Genomic DNA, 23,009 nt, shown 5'->3' with positions numbered 1-23,009 from the left:
ACGAGATAATAGAGCACAGGGGCGGAAGCTAGGTGCGCGCCAAATCTGACGGAATTATTGCGTGCTGGCCCGGACTTTAAATATAGGACGTCGTTCTGTGGCGCAGACGGGAGGCCTCGTGGAAACCGGGCAGATTTTCTTTGCTTTGCTTGTCGGCGTGCCGATCATGGCGCTCGCCATGATCCGCTCTATATGGCTGGTCTATGTCGTCAAGCGTCCACTTCTCGGAATTGTTGGACTAGCAATCGTCGGTACGACGTATTGCTACGGCGAGGGGCCTTCCCTCCTGTTGCTCGCTCCGGGTGTCTTTTCCTGCATCGCCGCGACCAAGGGGTCTGGAATGACCCTGTCGAAAAGAATGCAATGAGCTAAACCCTCATCGTCTCGCCGCCCGTAGCGGACGCCGCGAAGCGGTGGCCGCTTCACCTCGAAGCTGACATCGCCGCCATTTTCAATTGAGATCGGAAATTTCTTCCCGCAATCGCGGAGATTCAGCACATTCATCTCTATTCTATATTTTCTATAGATTTAAAACTTCCCGGAGTTGCGGCCCTGGATTTGACGGGCGGCGCGACGAACGAACATCATGGCCAGGAGCCTCTTCATGCAGCGCAATTCCACACGAAGCCGATTTTTCACAAAGGCATTTGCAGCGACGGCAGCCCTTACGGCGGCGTTGATCGCGTCGTCGGCGCTTGCCGGCGAAACCCTCGACAAGATCAAGGCGCGCGGCCTCATCAAGGTCGGCGTCGGCACCACGCCGGGCTTCTTCACGCCTGATAGCAGCGGCCGCTGGCAGGGCTTCTTCGTCGATTTCGGTCGGGCCCTTGCCGTCACCGTCTTCAACGATGCCGAGAAGGTCGAGTTCACCAACTCCTCGCCGCAGCAGCGGCTTCCCGCCCTGCAGTCGGGCGAATTCGACATCCTGCTCTCCGGCGTCACCCAGACCGTGACCAGAGCCTTCAAGCTCGGCTTCCACTTCGGCCCGGTGGTCTTCTACGATGGCCAGGGTCTCTTGGTGCGCAAGGATCTGGGCGTCGGCAAGGGTGAGGAACTCGACGGTGCGACGATCGGGGTTCAGAGCGGCACGACCGGAGAGCTGAACATCGCCGACTTCTTCCGCAAGACCGGCAAGACCTTCACGCCGGTCACGATCGAAGAGACCGGCGAATTCCTGAAGGCGCTCGATTCCGGTCGCGTCGACGCGCTGACCCAGGACGCCACCGACCTTGCCGCCAAGCGCACGCAGCTGACGAAGCCGGACGACTACGTGCTTCTGCCTGAGCGCCTGTCGAAAGAACCGCTGGCACCGGCCATCCGCGCCGGCGACGACCAGTGGCTCGAAATCGTCAACTGGACCGTCTACGCCACCATCCAGGCGGAAGAATTCGGTATTACCCAGAAGAATGTCGACAGCTTCCTCACCAGCGAAGATCCGGGCATCAAGCGCTTCCTCGGCGTCGACCCGTCGCTCGGCGAAGCCATCGGGCTCGACCCGAAGTTCGCCTACAACATCGTCAAGGCCGTCGGAAACTACGGCGAGATCTTCGACCGCAACGTCGGCAAGGGCACGCCGCTCAATTTCGACCGCGGCTACAACCAGCCCTGGACTGCTGGCGGCCTTCTCTATTCGCCGCCGTTCCGTTGAGCCATTGCCGGTATCTGCGATGACATCCACTCTTCAACCGGGCCCACAAGGGCCCGGCTTTCCCTCACGCCTGCGCACCTGGCTCGGGCCATTGCCGTTTCAACAGCTTCTCCTGTTTGCCGGCGTGCTTGCGATCTTTGCCCTCTTCGGCTCCAACACCGCCGACAGCATGCAACGCATGGGTCTGACGCCCGGCTTCGGCTTTCTCTTCCATCAGGCGAACTTCGAAATCGGTGAGACCGTATTTCCCTATGCGGCGGGAGACACCTACGCCCGCGCACTTGCGGCCGGCCTTGCCAACACCGTCAAGGTCGCCATGGTCGGCTGTGTGCTCGCCACGGTTCTCGGGGTTGCCCTCGGCATCGCCCGCCTGTCCGGCAACCTGCTGCTGGCGACCTTCGTGCACGCCTATGTCGAGCTGCTGCGCAACACGCCGCTCCTACTCCAGCTCTTCCTCTGGAGCGCAATCATCCACGCGCTGCCGCCACCGCGCGGCGCCTATGCCTTCCTTGACAGCGTCTATCTCAGCAATCGCGGCGTCTACGTCCCGTCCGTCTCGCTGCACGGCCTCTCCTGGGCGATCTGGCTGCCGGCGATCCTGCTGACCGCCTATGCGTCGCTGTCGCTCGCCCGGCGTCTGCTGACCGGGGCTGCGTTCTACATGCCGAAGGCCGCCGTGACCGTGCTCGGGTCGCTTATCGTTTGCAGTTTTGCGCTCACCTCCTTCGGTCTTGCGGCCACCGTCGATCTGCCGGCCAAGGGTGGCTTCAACATCAAGGGCGGCCTTTCGCTGACGCCGGAGTTCTTCGCGCTTCTGATCGGTCTTGTCGTCAACGCCTCGGCTTCAATTTCCGAGATCGTGCGCAGCGGCATCCAGTCGGTGAAATCGGGCCAATGGGAAGCCGCGCGCGCGCTTGGGCTGAGCCCCGCGCAGATCCTGCGCCTCGTCGTCCTGCCGCAAGCGTTGCGGGTCATCACGCCACTGATGATCTCAAGCTTTCTCGACCTGACCAAGAATTCGAGCCTCGCCGTCGCCATCGGTTACCCTGATATCGTCAGCGTCGCCAACACCACTGCCAACACCACCGGCCAGGCTCTCGAAGCCATCTGCATCATCGCGGCGGTCTATCTCACGCTCAGCCTTTCGGTGTCCGCCCTGATGAACCTCTATAACCGGCGCGTCGTGCTTCGCGGGGAGTTGCGGCGATGAGCCATATCGAACTGCCGCCACCGACAGCCCCGGACTGGCACCGCTGGCGCAGCGGCCTCTTCGGCGGCTGGGGCAACAGCCTCATCACACTCGCCGCCTTCGCCGTCTTCGTCTGGCTTCTCCAACCGTTCCTCCGCTGGGGCATATTCGACGCGGTTTGGACGGGAACGGCAAAGGAGTGCGCCGTCGACGGCGCCGGCGCTTGCTGGGCCTTCATCGGCGCCAAGCTGCGCTTCATCCTCTTTGCGTTCTACCCACCGGACGTGCAATGGCGCCCCGCCCTTGTCGTCGTGGTGGTGATCGCCTTGCTGGTGCTATCGGCCACGCCCCGTTTCTGGAGTTTCCGGCTCGTGCCGCTGTGGATCGCAGCGCTCGTCCTGAGCTGGCTGCTGATGGCCGGCACGCTGACGCCGCCTCAGGTGTCGACCAACAATTGGGGTGGTCTTCCGATCACCCTGGTGGTCTCGATCGCCGGTCTTGCCTTTGCGTTTCCGATCGCGCTCCTGCTGGCGCTTGCCCGGCAGTCAAGCATGGGCATCGTCAGGACGCTCGCGATCGCCTTCATCGAGACGTTGCGCGGCGTGCCGATGATCGCGGTGCTCTATGTGGCAATGCTGATCGTTCCGCTCGCGCTGCCGAGCGGCGCTGCAATCGACAAGCTCTTGCGCGCGCAGATCGGCGTGACGCTGTTCTTCTCGGCCTATCTTGCCGAAGTCATCCGTGCCGGGCTGCAGGTGGTGCCGTGGGGGCAGCGCGAAGCAGCGCTTTCGCTTGGCCTTGGCTATATCCAGACGATCCGCCTTGTCGTTCTTCCCCAGGCACTTCGCGCCGTCATCCCGGCGATCGTCAATCTCTCGATCGGCATCGTGCTCAACACGTCGCTCCTGGCTGTGATCGGCATCTATGACCTGCTGAACGCGGCAAGGACCTCGGCTACCGATCCGACATGGCTCGGCTTCTATACCGAAGCCTATGTCTTTGCCGCGGCCGTCTACTTCGCCATCTGCTTCGCCGGTTCGCGCTACAGCATCTGGCTCGAAAAACGTCTCAACGCCATCGCCCACCATTGAAGCTGCGCGTTCACACCGCCTTGCGCGCGGCGCACTGACGCGCCAAGAGTGGCGTCAACAGAATCGGATGCCGGACGAGCGCATGAAACGAAGCGAAATCGCGATCATCGGCGGAGGGCCGAGTGGGCTGATGGCTGCAGAGATCCTGTCTCTGCGGGACCATTCAGTGACGGTCTATGACAGCATGCCGACCGTCGCGCGCAAGTTTCTGCTCGCCGGCAAATCCGGGCTCAACATCACCCATTCCGAAGACTTTCAACGTTTTGCCGGTCGTTTCGGCGAAGCGTCGAAGCCCATGCGAAGCGCACTCGACGCCTTCACACCGGCGGACGTGCGCGCCTGGGCGGACGATCTCGGCACGGAAACCTTCGTCGGCTCCTCCGGCCGTGTCTTTCCAAAGGCCATGAAAGCGTCGCCGCTGCTGCGCGCCTGGATCAAACGTCTGGAAGCGCAAGGGGTGCGGATCCTGACGCGGCACCGATGGATAGGCTTTGACGGCCAGGCCCTGGTCTTCGAGACCCCGGATGGACGCAAACTCGTCCATAGCGATGCCACGCTGCTCTCACTTGGCGGCGCCAGCTATCCGCGGCTCGGGTCCAATGCGAGTTGGCTTGAGGCTCTAAAGGAAGTCGGCGTCGAAATTGCCGATTTCCGTCCCGCCAATTGCGGTTTCGACGTCGCCTGGAGCGATCCATTCCGAGAGCGTTTTGCCGGCGAAGCGCTGAAATCCGTGACCGCGACGTCGAATGCGGGCACCATTCCCGGCGAATTCATCATCTCCCGGCACGGTATCGAGGGCAGCCTCGTCTATGCGCATGCGGCCGAGTTGCGCGATCGGCTGGAAGCTGATGGAAGTGCAGTGCTGACCATCGATCTCGCACCCGGCCGTACCAGCGAGCGGCTGGCGAAAGACCTGGCGCGCCAGGACGGCAAGGCGAGCTTTTCCAACCGGCTGCGCAAGGGCGCAGGACTGGAAGGCGTCAAATCGGCGTTGCTGCGCGAGATCGCGCCCGACGCGTCGCGCGCCGACCCGAAAGCTCTCGCCGATCTGATAAAGGCGTTGCCGATCACTGTCCTTAGGACCCGCCCGATCGCCGAGGCGATTTCCTCGGCCGGCGGCGTACGGTGGAGCGCCGTGGACGAAACTTACATGCTGAAGGCGCTTCCGGGTGTTTTCGTCGCCGGCGAGATGATCGACTGGGAAGCGCCGACCGGCGGCTACCTGCTAACCGCCTGTTTCGCCATGGGCCGCGCCGCCGCGCGCGGCATCGACGCCTGGCTGCGGCGATAGGCATAGTCACGAAACCTGCAAGGCGGCATCGCCCTTACCGCCGAGACCAGAAGACAAACGCAAGACGGCGGCACACTCGGGTGCCGGCGTCTTGCGTTTCAGCGGTTATGCATCAGCCTCAGCTGTCGTTTAGCACCAGGCCCTTGGTCAGTTCCAGAGCCTGCCGCTCGAACAGGCCGCGGTAGATGCCGCCGTCGAGGCGGATGAGCGCCTCGTGCGTGCCTTCTTCGGCGATACGGCCATGGCTGAACACCAGCAACCGGTCGAGCGCGCGCACCGTCGACAGCCGATGGGCGATCACAAGGGTTGTGCGACCGAGCATCAGCCGTTCCATCGCCTGCTGAATAAGCACTTCCGATTCCGAATCGAGGCTCGACGTCGCCTCGTCCAGGATCAGGATCGGTGCATCCGCCAGGAACGCCCGGGCAATCGCAATGCGCTGGCGCTCGCCGCCCGAGAGCTTCACCCCACGTTCACCCACCAGCGTGCCATAGCCTTTCGGCAGGCCGGTGATGAAGTCATGGGCGCTCGCAAGCTTTGCCGCCTTTTCGATCTCGGCTTGCGTCGCCGTTGGCCGGGCATAGGCGATGTTTTCCGCAAGCGAGCGGTGGAACAGGATCGGCTCCTGCTGGACGATCGCGATCTGCTGGCGCAGCGACGCCTGGGCGACGCCCGCGATATCCTGGCCGTCGATCCGGATTTCACCGGACTTCAGGTCATGCAGGCGCTGGATCAGCTTGACGAACGTCGTCTTGCCCGAGCCAGAGTGCCCGACAAGGCCGACACGCTCGCCCGCCGGGATCGTTACCGAGAACCGGTCGTAGAGCGGCTTGCGGTGGGCACCGTAGTGGAAGGTCACATCGTTGAATTCGATGCGGCCATCGGTGATACGGATCGGCTTGGCGCCATGCTTGTCTTCGATACCGAGGGGCTGGGCGTGAATGTCCACCAGCTCTTCCATGTCGTTGACCGACCGCTGCAGGTTTCGGATGTGCATGCCCACTTCACGCAGGTACCCCTGCAGGATGAAGAAGGAGGTCAGTACAAAGGTGATGTCGCCAGCCGTCGCCTGCCCTTTCGACCAGAGAAACAGCGCAAAGCCGATAACGGCGGCGCGCAGGACGAGCAACAATGCACCCTGTGTCGTGCCGTTCACCGTGCCACGAACCCAGGTGCGGCTCGTGCGGTCACGCCATTTTGTGATCACCTTGACGAGGCGCGCATCTTCGCGCGCTTCCGCGCCAAAGCCCTTGACGACGTTGTTGCAGCTGACGGCATCGGCAAGCGAGCCGCCGAGCTTGGTATCCCAGCTGTTGGCGAGCCGCGCCATCGGCGCGACATAGCCCAGCGACAACAGGACGGTCGCCGCGATGAAGATGAGTGAGCCGACACCAATGATGACACCCATCATCGGCCAGTACCACGCCATCAGCGCCGTCGAGCCGACCAGCATGATAACCGAGGGAAACAGCGCGATCAGCAGCGTGTCGTTGAGCAGGTCGAGCGCCCACATGCCGCGCGTCACCTTGCGAACCGTCGAGCCGGCAAAGCTGTTGGCATGCCAGTCGGATGAGAAGCGCTGAATGCGGAAGAAGGCGGCCGAGGCGATGTCGGACATCATCTTCAGCGTCAGGTCGACGACGCCCATGAAGGTGAAGTGCCGGAAAATGATGGCACCGAGCGACAGCGCCGTCATCGTCCAGAATGCAGCCAGGGCTGCATCCCACGCGACCTGGTCGGAGGCGGCACCTGTCACGACCGCGTCAACCAGCCGACCGGAGTAAAGCGGCGTGAGTACATCGGCGATCGTCGACAGCATAACGGCGCCGAGGATGAAGGAAAGGCGAAGCGGCTGGCGCTTCCAATGAACCCAGGTGAAACCGAGAACGCTGCGGAACGCACCGCCGCGCAAGGCGAAACGAGTAAAAGCCATAGTGATTGCCCAACGCATCGAGCGTTGGCCTCAAAATTCTAGTCAATGAAACATGCCGAAAAGGGAAACGGTTTCCGATCGGCATCAACGATTGGTCGCTTCCGCATTGAGGGAAGACCAAAGTCAGCGAGACATGTTCTGACTTGAAAGAGCTAAAGAGCGATGCTCTCCAGCGTCACTTTCAGAACTGTACGCCGCCCCGTAGGGAGAAAGAATAAGCTGGCATCTGAAACCTCCCTGATCTGTTGCCGGAAGTCGGGTTATAGGCGAATCGCCCGCAACCGCCAAGCGAGGAAATCTAGCCATGCTGCCAAAGTGCAACCGGTGCGGCCCGATTGCAACAGTGTATGGAGGCCTGTCGGGGTTTACGACGGGACGGTCTTCGTAGAAAAGTGACCCGTCGACCGATGGCGAGATCAACCCGCCGGGACGCCGACAAAGAGGGAGGGACCGCGCGGGCTTTTTCCAGAAAGAGCTGGCGCCGGTCGTGGTGACGTAAAGTGCTGAAGTTTCGGTTCGTCATTCTTGCGGCGTTGCGGCTGCTGGCTTTTGCCGGCCTCGCCATGCTCGTGACCGCCGCGCGTGCCGCCGAAAAACAGGATCTGGTGATCGTCACCTCCTACCCGCCATCCTTCTTCGAGCCGTTTCGGCGTGCATTCGAGACTGCAAACCCTGATATCCGCCTGTCGATCATCCAGCGCAACACGGCAAGTGCCACGCGCTTCGTCATGGAGAAGACCGATGTGCCGGCCGACATCTTCTGGGCCTCGGCGACCGATGCTTTCGAACTGTTGAAGCGCAGCGGCGAACTGCGGCCCATCGCACCGCGCCAGACAGGCGCCGCGGAGAAGGTCTTCGGCTACCCCGTCAACGATCCCGAGGGCTATTATCTAGGCTTTGCCCTGTCCGGATATGGCTTCGTCTACAACCAATCCTACCTCGCCCAGAACAAGCTGCCGGTGCCGCGGGACTGGCAGGACCTTTTGAACCCCGTTTATTCCGGACAGATCGGCATCACCACGCCGTCGCGATCCGGCACCACCCATCTGATCGTCGAAGCGCTGCTGCAGACCTACGGCTGGGAAAAGGGCTGGGCGATGCTGTCCCAACTCGGCGGCAATCTGTCGACCGTCACAGCTCGCAGTTTCGGGGTTGCATCCGGTGTCGCCCAAAGGCGCTTCAGCATCGGCATCACCATCGACTTCCTCGCCAATGCACCTGAATTCGCCGACGCTGGCAACGTCTTCATCCTGCCGCCCGATACCGTTTTCGTGCCGGCCAGCATCGCGATCTTGTCGCGGGCGCGCAATGTTCCGGCCGCCGAGCGCTTCATCGATTTCGTCCTGTCGGAAGACGGCCAGAAGGTGCTGTTGCTGCCGACCGTCTCCCGCATCCCGCTCAACCCCGCGCTCAACAAGGACCTGCTGCCGCAGGAAAGCGGTGACGGCCTGTTGAAGTACAGTGGTTTCGATGCGGCGCTGTCGGCGCGCCGTTATGGTCTCGTCAATCTGATCTTCGACGACTATATCGTGCGCCGCCGCGCAACGCTTGCCCGGCTTTGGAAGAGGGTGACGGACCTGGAAGCGATCGAGATCGAGGACGCGCAACAGCGCAGTATGCTCGCAAGAGCCCGGCGCCTGCTCGCCACGCCGCCGCTTTCAGCAAGTGACGTCGAAAACGCGGACGAAGCGCTGAAGGCCGAGTGGCCGCGCAGTATCGCCCGTTCACCGGCGCATACGGCGATGACGCAGAGGCTGCGGGCCACGATCGAGCGGAACCTGGCGACGGCCGAAATGCTTCTTTCCTCTGTCGGGCGGCCGGCGGCGGACCTGACGCCATGGCGGCAATGATGAGCCAATCGATAGCGCCTGCGGGCGACATCCGCCGCTGGCGCTTCGGTATCGGTGCACGCCTTATCCTGGCCTTCGTCGCCATCGTCGGCCTCGCCGTTGGCGCTTGCCTGGTTGGCTGGCTGTCTTATGAACGGCTGTCGGGCGAACTGTCTCGAATTGCCGAAGACCAGATGCCGCAGCTCGCTTTCGCCTCGCGGCTGTCGAAGGCGGGCGCGGATATCGGTTCGGTCACCACGGTTCTCGCTGGAGCCGAAACACGTGCGGAGTACAACGAGATTCGCAGCAGCTACGCCGCGCGCCTGCTGACGCTTCGATCGCTGCTCGGGGAAAGCGGGCCGAAGTCGGATGCGACCGACCTCTTACCGCTGGCAGAAGCGATCGGCGAGAACCTCAACAAGATCGACCTTGCCGCCGGCAAGCGCTTCACTCTTCGCGAAGCGATGCGTTCCGACATCGACGAGTTGCGTTGGGTCCAGGCGGACCTGCTCGAGGAAGCTGATCCGCTCGTCGACGATATTCGCTTCAACATCGAAGCCGAGACCCGCAACGGCCACGGGGCTGCAGCGCTTGCGGAACAGCAAAAGAGCGAGGCCCTGTTGACGGCGGTGTCGCAGGCAAACCTCGCCACCGGGCTGATCGGCAGGCTCGTCAACGCCACCACGCAAGAGGAAATTCAGGAAACCAACGCCTTTCTCGGCGACAGCGCCGACGACCTTGCAAGCCGCATCGCCAGCCTCGAAAACTGGCCGGATAGCATCACCGTCCGCCAGCTGGCGCGCCGCATTCTCGACCAGTCCGACGTGTCGACGGGTATCCCCAATCGCAAGCGTTCGGAAATGATCGAGGCGGCAAAGCTCTCCGAACTTGCCGCTCAGAACGGCCGCCTTGTCGACGATCTCGCACGCAGGATCGAAACAGAAGTCGTGGCGATCGAGGCGAGCGCCGCCGCCGCCGCGCAGCGCGCGGCCACGGCGATCGAAACCGGCCGCAGCCTGCTCTTGGCGATCGCCATTCTCGCGGTGCTGCTGGCGACAGCGATCGGCTTCTTCTACGTCTACCGCAATCTGCTGGCGCGCATCCGGCTGCTTTCGGCCGCTGCCGGCGCGATCAGCAGCGGGCGTCCGGCAACCGCCATCCCGGCAGCAGAGGCGGACGAACTCGGCGATCTCGCCCATGCCCTGGTGCTCTTCCGCCAGACCCGCGACGAATTGATCCAGTCGGCAAAGCTCGCCGCCCTCGGACAGATGGCGGCGGGCATCGGCCACGAGCTCAATCAGCCACTGGCAGCCCTTCGGGCACATATCCATAGCGCCACGACGCTGATCGGACGCGGCAAGGGCGAGCAGGCGGTCACCAATCTCGACAAGATGAAGGGATTGACCGGGCGCATGGCCGACCAGATCAGCCATATCCGCCGCTTTGCCCGCCGACCCGACGCGCAGTTGCGGCCGGTCGATCTGACGGCTGCCGTCCGTGACGCATTCAGTCTGCTTGAACACAGGTTCGAGGAAGAGGCTGTCGAAATGCAATTGCGCCTGCCGGAGGACGCCGCGGTCATGGTCATGGCCGAACCTGTGCGGCTGGAACAGGTGGCGGTCAATCTCATCGGCAACGCCCTGGACGCTATCAAAGACAGGCCCGTACGCCGGGTACATGCGACGATCGAACAGGCAGGCGCCGATGCCAGGCTCATCGTTGGCGACACCGGCAGCGGTATTGCCGCTGATGACGTTGCCGCCGTCTTCGACCCGTTCTTTACCACCAAGCCAGTCGGCTCCGGCCTCGGTCTCGGACTTTCCATTTCCTACAACATCGTCAAGGACTTCGGCGGCGAGATCTCGATCCTTGAGACCGGTGTGCATGGCACCCAATTCCTCGTATCCCTGAAAGGCCCGCAATGACGTTGGACCCGGATATCATCCTGATCGACGACGATGCCAGCGTGCTTGACGCCTGTTGCCAGGTGCTCGAACTGGAAGATTTCAGCGTATCCCCGCACGGTTCGGTGGCATCGGCGCTAACAGGCCTTCGCGCCGACAGCCGCGCCGTCATCGTTTCCGACGTGCGCATGCCGGATCATGATGGCTTCGATCTGGTTGCAGCTGTGCGCAAGATCGACCAGGACATCCCGATCATCCTGATGTCGGGCCATGGCGACATCCCGATGGCCCTTCGCGCCATGCGGGACGGCGCCTGGGATTTTCTGGAGAAGCCCGCCGATCCCGAGCATCTCATCGAAACCGTGCGGCGCGCCCGCGACCATCGCCGCCTGCTGCTCGAAAACCGGCGGCTGCGGCTGTCGGTCGATGACGATGGTTGGGAAACGCGCCTGATCGGGCATTCAGCGCCCATGGTGGCATTGCGCGAAAAGCTGAAGCGGATTGCGGCAGCGGCGACCGATGCGCTCATCATCGGAGAGACCGGCACCGGCAAGGAAGTGACGGCACGCGCGCTCCACGATTTCAGCGGGCGCAAGGGGCGTTTCGTTGCGGTCAATTGCGGCGCCATCCCCGAAACCATGCTGGAATCCGAACTCTTCGGCCACGAAGCCGGCGCCTTTACCGGCGCGCGCGAAAAGCGCATCGGCAAGATCGAATACGCCGACGGCGGCACGCTTTTCCTCGACGAGATCGAATCGATGCCGCTCGCCGCCCAGGTGCGGTTGCTGCGCGTGCTGCAGGAGCGCGTCATCGAGCGGCTCGGCTCCAATGTCGAGCTGCCGGTCGACATGCGCGTCGTGGCGGCGACCAAGGCGGATCTGCACGCCGCGGCGAAGAAGGGCGATTTCCGCGAGGATCTGGCCTACCGCCTCGACATCGCCCGCGTAGAATTGCCACCGCTGGCGCAACGCAAGGGTGACGTCGGCCTGCTGTTCCAGCATTTCCTCGGGCTCGCCGCCCGTAGGCAGGGCCGCACGCCGCCACGGGTAAGCGCCGAGCTTCTGGCTGATCTTAATGGCAGGTCATGGCCGGGAAACGTTCGCGAGTTGCGCAACGTCGCGGAGCGCTTCGTGCTCGGGCTTGAGGATCGGTCCGAGCTCGACCGGGCGACGTCAAGCGGCGAGACGCTGGAGGTGCAGATGGACCGGCTGGAGCGCGCCATCCTGCTCGACAGCCTCGCCAGAAACGACGGCCGCGTCGGCGCGACCGCAGATGCGCTCGGCATTTCCCGCAAGACGCTCTACCTCAAGATGCGCAAATTCGACATCGCTGCCCAGAATGATGGTGACGCCGGGTGATGTTACCGGTTTGACCCCACGGTCTTGCCGGGATGTTACCGTTTTTACCCAAAGCTCAATGCGAACCCCTGATTTCCGGGCATTCTCAAACTGGCACGGCGCTTGCTCCCATAGGGTCGGACACCAAACAAGCGGTGTCCCTATTGGGAGGAGATACCTATATGTTGAAGACCATTGCTGCGGCGATGCTGATGTCGGCCGCCTTCGTTGTGACGGTTCACGCCCAGGACGGCGGAAAAGTCACGATCGTCACGTCGTTTTCCAAGGACGTAACCGATCCGTTCAAGGCGGGTTTTGAGGCCGCAAATCCCGGTTTTACCCTCGACGTCCAGAACAAGAGCACCAGCTCGGGCGTCAAATACATCGATGAAACCAAGGTGAACAACCAGGTCGACCTGTTCTGGGCGTCGGCGCCGGACGCATTCGACAGCCTCAAGAGCCGCGAACTGCTGGCCAAGTTCACCCCTTCGGTCACGGGCCTTCCCGAAAAGGTCGGCTCCTACCCCGTCAACGACAAGGACGGCTATTACTTCGGCTTTGCCGCCTCGGGTTACGGCATCATGTCCAACGACCGTTATCTCGAAGCCAATGACCTGCCGAAGCCGGTCGAGTGGAGCGATCTCACCAAGCCGGAATACCACGACCACATCGCGATTGCCGCCCCTTCGCGTTCGGGCACGACCCACCTGACGATCGAAACGATCCTGCAGGGTGAAGGTTGGGACAAGGGTTGGGCGACCCTGAAGGGCATCGGCGGCAATCTGCAGCAGGTGACCGAGCGCTCCTTCGGCGTTCCTGACGCCGTCAACTCCGGCCAGACCGGTATCGGCATTGTCATCGACTTCTTCGCCTTCTCGGCGCAGGCGAGCGGTTTCCCGGTTTCCTTTGCCTACCCGTCGGTCACCACGGTCGTTCCGGCCAATATCGGCATCGTCGCCAACGCGCCGAACCAGGCGGGTGCGGAAGCCTTCGTCAACTACCTGCTGTCGGAAAAGGGTCAGGCCGTGCTGCTCGAGCCGGCGATCCGCCGTCTGCCGATCAACCCGGCGCTCTACGAGAAGGCACCGGAAGGTTTCCCGAACCCGTTCAAGGATCCGCGCTTCCAGTCGATGATCACGTTTGATGCCGACGTTTCGAAGAAGCGGACCGACGTCGTCGATACGCTTTACGACCAGCTGATCTCGTTCCAGCTCGACAACATCAAGGGTGCCACCAAGGCGATTCATGAAGCGGAAAAGGCCGTTGCAGCCAACGAGCAGGCAGCCGCCCGCGCATTGTTGACGGAAGCCCACGCGCTGATCGCCGCCATGCCGATCACGGCCGAAGAAGCTGCCAGCCAGCAGATCCGCGACGCCTTCACTGGCGGTGAGGAAAAGACCGCCCGTCAGGCGGAGCTCGAGCAGAAATGGGCCGCCTTTGCGAGCGAGAAATACGCCGCCGCCAAGGCCAAGGCCGAAGAAGCGCTGGCGCTCGTCGACTGACATCGGCTCAAAAGGCCGCCTGCCACGGGCGGGCGGCCATCCCCGAAAACTTTTGCCTTCGCCAAGCCTGACGCGCCTGCCAGTCGGCTCTCAGTGGTCTGAACCGATCCTGGAGCAACGGTGCAGCAGTCGAAAGCGTTGCCGCGACCCCAGCGATCCAGAGGCGCGGGGCGCAGCAAGCGCGTCAGGCTTGTCGACCACAATCCGGAGTCTGCCCCATGGCGCTCGTTCAATCCATTCCCATAAGACGTGTTTCGGCCAAGCCCGGACAGATCTTCGCGATCTCGGTAATCGCGCTTTTCCTTGCAATTTTCCTGATCATCCCGGCCGGGACGGTCATCTACACCGCCTTCACCGAAAAGGGCACCGGCGCGCTGACGATCGTCAACTTCGTCGATTTCTTCAACACCGACCTGTTCCGGCGGTCGTTCTTCAACTCCGTTTACGTCTCCGGCATGTCGGTGGTCTGGGCGAGCGCCATCGCACTGCCGCTTGCGGTGCTGACGACGCGCTTCGACTTCCGCGGCTCGCTGATCATCCAGACGCTCGGCTTCGTGCCGCTGATCATGCCGCCTTTCGTCGGCGCCGTCGCGATGCAGCTGCTCTTCGGCCGCAACGGCACCGTCAACCTGATCCTTAACGACTGGTTCGGCATCCGCATTCCCTTCATGGAAGGGCTGAACGGCGTCATCTTCGTGCAGTCGCTGCACTACTTCCCCTTCATCCTCATCAATCTGTCGACAAGCCTGCGCAACATCGACCGCTCGATGGAGGAAGCCGCACAGAACCTCGGTTCGTCGGGCGTCCGGCTGTTCCGCCGCATCGTCTTCCCGCTGGCAATGCCGGGCTACCTCGCCGGCGCCTCACTGGTCTTCGTCAAGGTCTTCGATGACCTGGCCACACCGCTGCTTCTCAACGTCAAGGACATGCTGGCGCCCCAAGCCTATCTGCGCGTCACCTCGGTGGGCCTCACCGATCCGATGGGCTACGTCATCTCCGTCATTCTGATCGCGGTCTCGATCTTCGCCATGTGGCTTTCCGCCATTGCCATGCGCGGCAAGGACTATTCGACGACCCAGCGCGGCGGCGGCGGCCTATCCCGCCGCAAGCTCAGCCGCGGTGAAAGCGTCATTGCCTATGGCGTCGTCGGCCTGATCCTGCTGCTCGTGCTGTCGCCGCATATCGGCCTGTTGCTGCTGTCGCTTGCAACCGTCTGGTCCTTCAGCCCGATGCCTGATGGTTTCACCATGGCGCACTACGGGCGGGTGTTCGGCGAAAGCTCGCTCTACATCAAGAACACGCTGATCTACGCCAGCCTCGCCGGCCTGATCGACGTGGTCATCGGCGGTGCGATTGCCTATCTCGTGCTGCGCACCAAGGTCGTCGGCCGCCGCTGGCTCGATTGGGCGGCAACGTCCGCTCTTGCAATCCCCGGCGTCGTGCTCGGTATCGGCTACCTCCGCACGTTCTACGGCGTAACGCTGCCGGACGGCACACCGCTCGCCACCCTCTGGGTCATGGTGGTTCTGGCGCTTGCCATCCGCCGGCTGCCCTACGCGCTCAGGGCCTGCTACGCAGCACTGCAGCAGGTTTCGGAATCGCTGGAAGAGGCGGCAGAAAACCTCGGCGCCACCAAGCAGCGGACGATCCGTCGCATCGTGTTGCCGCTGATGACGGGCGGTCTGCTTGCCGGCTTCGTCACCAGCTTCTCGACGGCTGCCGTCGAGCTGTCGGCAACGCTGATGCTGATCCAGAGCAACTCGGACGCACCGCTCGCCTACGGGCTCTACGTCTTCATGCAATCGCCGGCGGGTCGTGGCCCGGGTGCAGCCCTCGGCGTCATCGCCGTCGTCATGGTCGCACTCTGCACCCTGCTCTCGCACTACGTCATCGAGCGCCGCCAGAAGGCGCTGGGCATGACGAAATAGAAATTCGGGAGGAACATTATGACTGTCAACATCAACAGCGCCGCTCTCGCGGTCAGCCCCGCCAAGGCGATCAGCATCAGCGACGTCAATCTCTATTACGGCGCCCTTCACGTGCTGAAGGACATCAACCTGGAGATCCAGCCGGGCGAATTCTTCGCCTTTCTCGGCCCGTCCGGCTGCGGCAAGACCACGCTTCTCCGTCTGATCGCCGGCTTCAACGAAGCGCGGCAGGGCAAGGTCGTCATCGGCGGCCAGGACGTGCTCGACATGCCCGCATGGAAGCGCGACGTCGGCATGGTCTTCCAGTCGTATGCGCTCTGGCCGCATATGACCGTTGCCGCCAATGTCGCCTTCGGCCTGGAAGAGCGGCGCCTGCCCCGCGCCGAAGTCGAGCGCCGGGTCCAGGCGGCACTCGAACTCGTGGGGCTGAAACATCTCGCTGACCGTCGCCCGTCACAGCTTTCCGGCGGACAGCAGCAGCGCGTGGCTTTGGCGCGCACCATCGCCATCGAGCCGAAGGTGCTTCTGCTCGACGAGCCGCTTTCCAACCTCGACGCCAAGATGCGCGTCGAAGTCCGGCGCGAGTTGCGCGAGCTGCAGCAGCGACTGAAGCTGACGACGATCTTCGTCACCCACGACCAGGAAGAGGCCAACACCGTCTGCGACCGCATCGCCGTCTTCAACGAAGGGCGCATCCAGCAGGTCGGCACGCCGATGGGGCTCTACGAGAAGCCCGCCAACCTGTTCGTCGCCAACTTCCTCGGCACGGCGAACATTCTTGACGGCACTGTCTCGGGTTCCGGCACGCAGCGGACGTTTGAGGTAGCCGGTGCCGGCTCGATCCCGATCCCGGCCGGCGCGTCCGTGCCGGCAGGCGCCAAGCTCGTCTTCCGGCCGCAATATGCCACCCTCGGCACACTGGAGCCGGGCGCGGTAGCCTTGACCGGCACGATCGCGCATCGCGAATTCCTGGGCGCGACCGTGCGCTACGGCGTGCAGGTCGGCACCACCACGGTACTGATCGATGCACCGTTCCACTCCGGCGAAGCGCTGCTTGAGACCGGAGCGACGACGACGCTCGGCCTCAAGCCGTCCTCGGCGCTCTGGCTTGCCGAGTGAACCATTGGGCACCCGCCGGCCATTCTCCGGCGGGTGCCCTCCTCTCTTCAATTCCGGCCCGAGGCCGCAATATTTCGAGCATGCCATGACCTCCCCCCTGCCCAACATCATCCTCATCCGCCACGGCGAAACCCAATGGAATGTCGCCGGCCGGCTGCAAGGCCGAAAAGACACGCCGCTGACGGCCAACGGCGTGCGACAGGCACTCGCCGTCGGGCTCAGGCTTTCCGAAAGGATAGCCGGCGAGACCAACCTCAAATTTTGGGTCAGTCCACTCGGGCGCGCGCGCCAGACGGCCTCGATCCTGGCCGACACCTGGTCGGTTCCCTTCGAAGAGTTCACCCATGACGAGGCGCTGGTGGAAAGGGCCTATGGTACCTGGGAGGGCCGCGCCCACGACGAGATCGAGCGGGATCTGCCGCATGAATACGAGGCGCAGAACGCCGAGCCTTGGGATTACGCCATGCCTGGCGGCGAAAGCCGGATCATGCTCGACACTCGCCTGCTCGCCTGGCTTACGACCCTCGATCACGACAACACGCACGTCGTGGTCACCCATAGCGGCTGCGTGCGCGCCCTGCGCGGCATCTATACCAAGGCCTCCCGCGAGGAGATCCTTGCCTATCGCGAACCGCAAACGGCGTCCTTCCTGCTTTCGTCAGGCCAGGAAACCATGGTCGGCATTCCGCTCAGCATCCTGCGAGCGCTTGGCTGCGAGGGCGAGGGCCGAACAGTCTGGATCTGAACGGCGCGGGCCGACGTTGGCTTGAGCAGGCCGGCTGCGCGCTCTAGCGGCTTTCAGTCAGGAAAGGCTTGAAAACAAAGAGATAGAGCGCCTCCGCCCAAACCGGAGGTGCTCTGTTCCAGAAGATTGCTAGGTCACGACCAAGCCCGAAGAGCAGACCGTCATGCTCCGTCCCCGCGCCTTGGCGTCGAGCAGGGCGGCATCGGCTCGCGTCAGAAGCGTTGCCACCGTACCCTCGCGCGGCGACGAGGCGATGCCGATCGACACCGACACGGAGCCGAGGATGCGGCCACGATGGGAAAGCGGCGTCGTGCCGATCTTGTCACGCAGGCGCTCGGCAAACTCGAAGCCCGCCGCCTCGCTCATGTCTGGCAGAAGCATGGTGAACTCTTCGCCGCCGAAACGATAGGTCGTTGCGAGTTCGCCGGCCGCGTCGAGCATGATCTGGGCCACATATTGCATCACCACGTCGCCGGCATCGTGGCCGAACTCGTCGTTGAAGCGCTTGAAATGATCGATGTCGATCATCAGGCAGACGAGTGGCTTTCCGGCCCGCTCCCGCGATTGCTTGTTCAGCGCTTCATCAAGGCAGCGCCGGTTGAGGAGCCCCGTCAGGGCGTCGCGGACAGCCAGATTGGTCAGCTTCTCGCGCAGCTGCAGATTGGCGACGGCAAGGCCGATGTTTTCCGCGATCAGTTCGAGATAGAGCCGCGACGTCTCGACGGCTGGCTGCTCGGGTGAGCGCTCCTCGAAATAGAGCAGGCCGATCGTATCGCCCTGCGCCGTCAGCGGCACGCATAGCCCCGCGACATCGCTCTCGTCCAGATGCTGGCAGGCGATATCGCTCTGGCCGCCATTGCTGACATGCGGCCGGCCGCGCCGCAATCCCCAGCAGGCACTCGACGGGAAAGCGTCTGCCGAATGCTGCGGGTCGAGCCAGGTGCCGACAAGCGTCAGCGACGTCCGGTTGTCATTCAGCACATAGAGATGGCCGGCAAGGTTGGGAAAGATCTGCGGCGCAAACCGTGCGACCACCTCTGCCAGCTCCTCCTGGATCTGGCAGGCCTGCAGCCGGTGCATCATCTGCAGGATCAGGTCCTTGGTCTGCTGATCGAGCCGCCGCTCGGCATCCAGTCGATCGCGCTCCAGCCCGTTGGTGCGAAAGATATGGATCGCCTCGTTCATCTCGCCGATCTCGTCGCGACGGCGGTCGAGCGGCACTTCCACTTCGTAATCCTGCTTGGCAAGCCGCGTGACGATGCCGGTCATGCGCACGAGCGGCATGGCCACACGCCGTTTGAGCACGAAATAAAGCACGCCCAGGAACAGTGCCGCCGTCATGGCGAGCATAGTCTTCGCCGCGATGCCGAACCAGTCGCTGCGCTCCTTCGCCTGTTCCAGAGCCGCACCGGTCCTGGCCTTCGTCAGTTCGCGGAAGCGGACGACCGTTTCAAGCAACGCGGTCTGAAGCCGGTCGTGCTCCGGGCCGAAGAGCATCCGTTGCGCCGCCGCCTGATCGCCCTTCTGATAGGCGTCGATCGCGGCAACCTCGATCTTGTCGAGAGCCTCCGCCTCGCGCTCGACCTCCTGAAGAGCGGCCAGTTCCTCAGGCGCAGCGCCGAATTCGCGCACGCTCCTGATTGCCGCCTCGTGGGTGCGCTCCTCCTCTTCCTTGCCATGGAAGTCTTCGAGATGGCGCAGGTCTCCCCGCATCACATAGAGGCGTGCGGCATCGCTTCGCTCTTCGGCACCGAGCGCGAGTTCCTCGCCAAGCGTGTCGAGCACAAGGTGCTGCTCGGCCGCCTGCCGCTCCTCGATCGCGCTGTTCGTTGACAGGATGAAGGCCACACCGGACAATCCGGTCAAAAGGACCGTGACGCCGTAGGCCCAGTTTGTGATCGCATTGATTCTCATGGGATGAACTATAGCCGATGCCGATGGAGAGCGGATTAAGCGCTTCGGCCGCTTTTGGCGACAGTTTTTCTACGTGTACGGGCGGGCGCCCATGTAATCGCGCTCAAGCCCCTCCTCTCCCCGGTCCTGCGACGTTGACAATGGCTATCAGCCGTCGCGTCCTGAGGTTCTCGTTATCTTTCGATCGTCCGGAAATCACACCGCACACACTGCTCGTGCCGGAAGTGCGTCTCGCAAAGTCGAGCGCGCCCCGGACAGGGCCCTGCCCCGGGGTCGCTCGGATCAGCTATGCAGGGCGTGAGACTACCATTCCTTGCTGAGCTTCAAGGTAAACGTCCGGCTTTCGCCATAGCCGCAGACCGAAAGTCCCTGGCACCCCTTCACATATTCCCTGTCGAAGAGGTTGGAGACATTCAGCGACGCCGCCCAATCGTTCTTTTCATAGCGGATCGCCGCATCGACCAGGGCGGCCGAAGAGACCTTGCGTGTGTTTACCGCATCAGCCCAGGATTCGCCCTGGTACCTGACGCCTGCGCCAAGGCTGACCCCTTCGAACGCTCCTGATGGCACGGCATAGTCAAGCCAGAGCGATGCCTGAGCATTGGGAACAAGGTACGGCGTCTTACCCACCAACGCCGTGTTGGCGTCTTCGGTCACCTCAAGATCGATGAAATCAAGGCCGGCGATCAGCTTCCAGTCCTCGTTGATGTTGGCCTTGCCCTCAAGCTCGATGCCGCGGGACCGCACCTCGCCCGTCTGGGTGGAAATGCTCGTCAACGGGTTGGTCACGAGGGCATTGCGTTTGGTCAGCTGGTAGAGCGATGCGGTCAGTACACCGTCGAAGAACGTTGGCTCGTACTTCACTCCGACCTCGAACTGCTCACCTTCCTGGGGCTTGGTATTTCCTGTGGCGGTCACCGCCACGATCGGGTTGAAGAAAGTTGCAACGCTGACATAAGGCGTCACGCCGTTGTCGAACTCGTAGGCAAGGCCAGCGCGGCCGCTGAAAGCGCCTTCGTTGTAGCTGAAGCTATTGTCTTGCGTCGGCGCCCAGAAGGTCGGGCCGTTCCTGGTGTTCGTATCCACGTAGTCGTAGCGGCCATTGAGCGTCACGAGCCAGCCGTTGCCGAACCTGATCTGATCCTGCGCGTAAACGCCCAACTGCTGCTGCGTCACCACCTGATTGATATAGATGGCGTTGGCGGGCTGCGGCGCACCGTAAATCGGGTTGGTTGCGCTGATGGGTGTAGCAGCCGACGAAGCCTGAACATGATCCAGCCGGTAATATTTGTAATCGAGACCAACGAGCAGCGTGTGCTCCAGCGCTCCTGTCTCGAACTCTCCTTCGACACGGTTGTCGACGGCGAGGGTATCGACCTTCGATGTCGCTTCGAACCCGAGGCGATAGAGCAGATTGTCCGGGGTGGCCGGCACCGTCGACGACGGGAAAGGCAGGCTCGGATCGTAGTAGCCGTAGGGATAAGGGCCGTTCTCATGCTTGTAGAGATGGCCGTAGCGCAGGTTCTGGCTGAATTGCCATCCACCCTCGAACTCATGCTTGAACTCATAACCGGCCATCTGCTGGACATAGCTGCCCTCGTCCAGATCAGGCTCGCCAAAAAATGCATCGCGATCGATCTTGCCGAACGGCGCATCGACGACAGTGCCGACATAAGGCAGGAAGCCGTTGCCGACATGCACCTGATCGAGCCCCTGCAGGACGCCATAGACCGTCAGGCTGGTTGCATCGTCGGGTGCATAGGTTATCTGCGGAATGAGGAGGCCGCGCAGATCGTTCGAGAAGTCGGTGTAGGTGTCGCCGCCCGACACCTTGCCGGTGACGCGATAGCGGATGGTGCCGTCGTCCGTCAGCTTGTCGTTGACGTCGAAGCCGGTGAAGGCGTTGCCGTCGCTGTTGATGCCGATCTCGGTGTAATACAGCGGCTCGTCGAGCGGCCGCTTGCTGATCAGGCTGATGATACCCCCCGGATTGGCGCCGCCGTAGAGAACCGATGCCGGGCCTTTGAGCACCTCAACGCGCTCCAGCATGAACGGGTCGATCTGGAAGCCACCGAAGCCGAAACTGAACAGCGACAGACCATCGAGGAATACGCCGGTCTGCGACGCGTCGAAGCCGCGGATGTAATACCAATCCGTATCGGCATCGACACCGAAGGGCTCGGTGGTCACGCCGGGCGTGTAGCGCAGGGCCTCGTCGATTTTGTTGACGACGCCGCGATCGTTAAGTTCCTCGCGACCAATAACGGAGACGGATTGCGGAATTTCGCTGATCGGCGTGGCCGATTTCGAGCCGGTCGTCGATGCTTTTGCGACGTAACCCTCGACAGGGCCCGTGGCGTCGTCGCGCCCGCCCTGCGCCTGCACCTCGATCTTCTCGAGTTTCGTGGCGCTACCGTCCTGGGCCGCAGCCGCGGTCGACACAAGCAACGCGATGCCGGCAACGCCGCTCGCCAGAAAATCTCTCAAACGCACACTCTTGCCATCACGCTGCATCGTATCGTCGCCCCTGCTTGCCCGGCCTGCTATCCCCACAGCGTAGGGCCTGGCTTTCTGACTGCTGATAAGATGACCGTTTATATCAAGTATTGGGGCGCGGCTTGTTTCGATCGCTGAAAGTTGAACACTTTTGGGCAAATGTGCACGGGCAACTGTTCAACGAAAATGGCATTTGCTCAAGAAAGACGGCTTCTTTTCCAAAGAGCCGGCGTGGCGCCGACCGCCTTGCGGAAGACCCGGGTGAAGTGAGCCTGGTCCGAAAAGCCCGTTTCGGCAGCGATCTCGGTGAGCGACACCTCGTTTTTGACGAGGAGATGCTTTGCCCGCTCGATCCGGGCATTCATCTGCCACTGGTGTGGCGCCACCCCGGTCGAAGCCTTGAAGGCGTGGCTGAAATGCGATTGCGAAAGGCCGGCAAGGCTTGCCAGTTCCTCCAGCCTGATGTTGCGAACGCTGTTTTCCTCGATGTAATCCACCACCCGGCGCAGCTGCCAGGACGCCAGCTGGCTGCGCTTGCGGACGCTGTTGCGGTTGAGCTTCATCAGGTCGATGAAAAGCGCGACCGTCAGCCCGTCGCCATAGAGATCGTGAAGCGGCTGCGGGTTCAGGCATTCCGACGCGATCAGCCGGGCGAGCTGAAGAAATCGCTCGTCCTCAAACATCAGCCGCGGCACGGCGCACTGACCGGCATCGAGGTCCTCCATCAGCCGCCGGCTGAGGATGTCGATGTTGAAGTGCAGATCGAGGTGGCGGATATATCTGACATCGACCACATCGGCCCAGATCTCCATGCCCGACGGGATGTAGGAGATCGCCTGTTCGCGGTAATCCTGGACGATGCCGTTCGCCTGGGATGAGAGTTTGACGTTGCGGTTGCTCCCACCCTGCGCATCCAGCACGATGAACATCCGTGGATCGCTGGAGACGTAGTAGCCACCGGCATGCGGGTCGCATTCGACGTCCCACACGTCGGCGATGATCCCGTTCCATTCCCGACGATGCAACTCGCCCAGGACCTTGAAACCGGCAATCTTGTTCTGCATCCGCGGCTGAAACGTCATT

General features: G+C 62.6%; 16 protein-coding genes. 12 read left to right on the top strand and 4 right to left on the bottom strand.

All coding sequences use genetic code 11. From position 1 onward, the window contains the following. The first annotated feature begins 118 nt into the window (after positions 1–118). The 5 genes from AC1Q80_RS22320 (at position 119) to AC1Q80_RS22300 (ending at position 5,219) form a co-directional block, all read left to right on the top strand. A complete protein-coding gene (locus AC1Q80_RS22320; RefSeq protein ID WP_492361881.1) occupies positions 119–367 on the top strand; it encodes a hypothetical protein in 249 nt (82 codons plus the stop codon). 237 nt (positions 368–604) lie between these two features. Further along, positions 605–1,648, top strand: coding sequence for an amino acid ABC transporter substrate-binding protein (locus AC1Q80_RS22315; RefSeq protein ID WP_173423238.1), 1,044 nt, complete (start codon positions 605–607; stop codon positions 1,646–1,648). A gap of 19 nt (positions 1,649–1,667) precedes the next feature. Next, entirely contained in the window at positions 1,668–2,858 is a 1,191-nt protein-coding gene (locus tag AC1Q80_RS22310) for an amino acid ABC transporter permease (RefSeq protein ID WP_173423239.1), read from the top strand. After that, entirely contained in the window at positions 2,855–3,928 is a 1,074-nt protein-coding gene (locus AC1Q80_RS22305; RefSeq protein WP_492361880.1) for an amino acid ABC transporter permease, read from the top strand. The genes AC1Q80_RS22310 and AC1Q80_RS22305 overlap by 4 nt, the downstream gene beginning before the upstream one ends. Before the next feature lie 82 nt (positions 3,929–4,010). Continuing rightward, positions 4,011–5,219, top strand: a complete 1,209-nt coding sequence (locus AC1Q80_RS22300) for a TIGR03862 family flavoprotein (protein ID WP_492361879.1) — start codon at positions 4,011–4,013, stop codon at positions 5,217–5,219. Between the two features lie 118 nt (positions 5,220–5,337). On the opposite strand, the gene AC1Q80_RS22295 is transcribed toward AC1Q80_RS22300, so the two are convergent. Further along, positions 5,338–7,152 carry an ABC transporter ATP-binding protein gene (locus AC1Q80_RS22295; RefSeq protein WP_209790141.1) on the bottom strand — a complete coding sequence of 605 codons (1,815 nt, stop codon included), beginning with the start codon at positions 7,150–7,152 and terminating at the stop codon, positions 5,338–5,340. 500 nt (positions 7,153–7,652) lie between these two features. On the opposite strand from AC1Q80_RS22295, the gene AC1Q80_RS22290 reads away from it, so the two are divergent. The 7 genes from AC1Q80_RS22290 (at position 7,653) to AC1Q80_RS22260 (ending at position 17,516) form a co-directional block, all read left to right on the top strand. After that, positions 7,653–9,002 carry an ABC transporter substrate-binding protein gene (locus AC1Q80_RS22290; protein WP_173423243.1) on the top strand — a complete coding sequence of 450 codons (1,350 nt, stop codon included), beginning with the start codon at positions 7,653–7,655 and terminating at the stop codon, positions 9,000–9,002. Beyond that, positions 8,990–10,906 (top strand): ATP-binding protein, encoded by a 1,917-nt coding sequence (locus tag AC1Q80_RS22285; RefSeq protein ID WP_492361878.1) that lies wholly within the window; start codon positions 8,990–8,992, stop codon positions 10,904–10,906. Before AC1Q80_RS22290 ends, AC1Q80_RS22285 begins: the two co-directional genes overlap by 13 nt. Then, the gene (locus AC1Q80_RS22280) at positions 10,903–12,243 is read left to right on the top strand and encodes a sigma-54-dependent transcriptional regulator (protein WP_492361877.1); all 1,341 of its coding nucleotides are present in this window, start codon (positions 10,903–10,905) and stop codon (positions 12,241–12,243) included. Before AC1Q80_RS22285 ends, AC1Q80_RS22280 begins: the two co-directional genes overlap by 4 nt. 161 nt (positions 12,244–12,404) lie before the next feature. Next, positions 12,405–13,724 carry an ABC transporter substrate-binding protein gene (locus AC1Q80_RS22275; RefSeq protein ID WP_173423246.1) on the top strand — a complete coding sequence of 440 codons (1,320 nt, stop codon included), beginning with the start codon at positions 12,405–12,407 and terminating at the stop codon, positions 13,722–13,724. 218 nt (positions 13,725–13,942) lie between these two features. After that, the gene (locus AC1Q80_RS22270; protein ID WP_492361876.1) at positions 13,943–15,652 is read left to right on the top strand and encodes an ABC transporter permease; all 1,710 of its coding nucleotides are present in this window, start codon (positions 13,943–13,945) and stop codon (positions 15,650–15,652) included. Positions 15,653–15,670: 18 nt separating this feature from the next. Continuing rightward, positions 15,671–16,771: an ABC transporter ATP-binding protein gene (locus AC1Q80_RS22265; protein ID WP_492361875.1), complete on the top strand. Its 1,101-nt coding sequence runs from the start codon at positions 15,671–15,673 to the stop codon at positions 16,769–16,771. Between the two features lie 85 nt (positions 16,772–16,856). Next, positions 16,857–17,516 (top strand): histidine phosphatase family protein, encoded by a 660-nt coding sequence (locus tag AC1Q80_RS22260; RefSeq protein WP_492361874.1) that lies wholly within the window; start codon positions 16,857–16,859, stop codon positions 17,514–17,516. A gap of 129 nt (positions 17,517–17,645) precedes the next feature. On the opposite strand, the gene AC1Q80_RS22255 is transcribed toward AC1Q80_RS22260, so the two are convergent. From AC1Q80_RS22255 to AC1Q80_RS22245, 3 genes are all read right to left on the bottom strand, one after another. After that, positions 17,646–19,430 (bottom strand): sensor domain-containing diguanylate cyclase, encoded by a 1,785-nt coding sequence (locus AC1Q80_RS22255; protein WP_209790149.1) that lies wholly within the window; start codon positions 19,428–19,430, stop codon positions 17,646–17,648. Between the two features lie 303 nt (positions 19,431–19,733). Next, positions 19,734–21,944, bottom strand: a complete 2,211-nt coding sequence (locus AC1Q80_RS22250) for a TonB-dependent siderophore receptor (RefSeq protein ID WP_492361873.1) — start codon at positions 21,942–21,944, stop codon at positions 19,734–19,736. 179 nt (positions 21,945–22,123) lie between these two features. Continuing rightward, positions 22,124–23,008, bottom strand: coding sequence for a helix-turn-helix domain-containing protein (locus AC1Q80_RS22245; RefSeq protein ID WP_492361872.1), 885 nt, complete (start codon positions 23,006–23,008; stop codon positions 22,124–22,126). Between the last annotated feature and the right edge of the window lies 1 nt (position 23,009).

Source organism: Ensifer sp. GW823-FHT05D09, assembly GCF_058795755.1.
The sequence above is the reverse complement of the archived record's forward strand: the minus strand, read 5'-3'. Positions and strand labels throughout refer to the sequence as shown.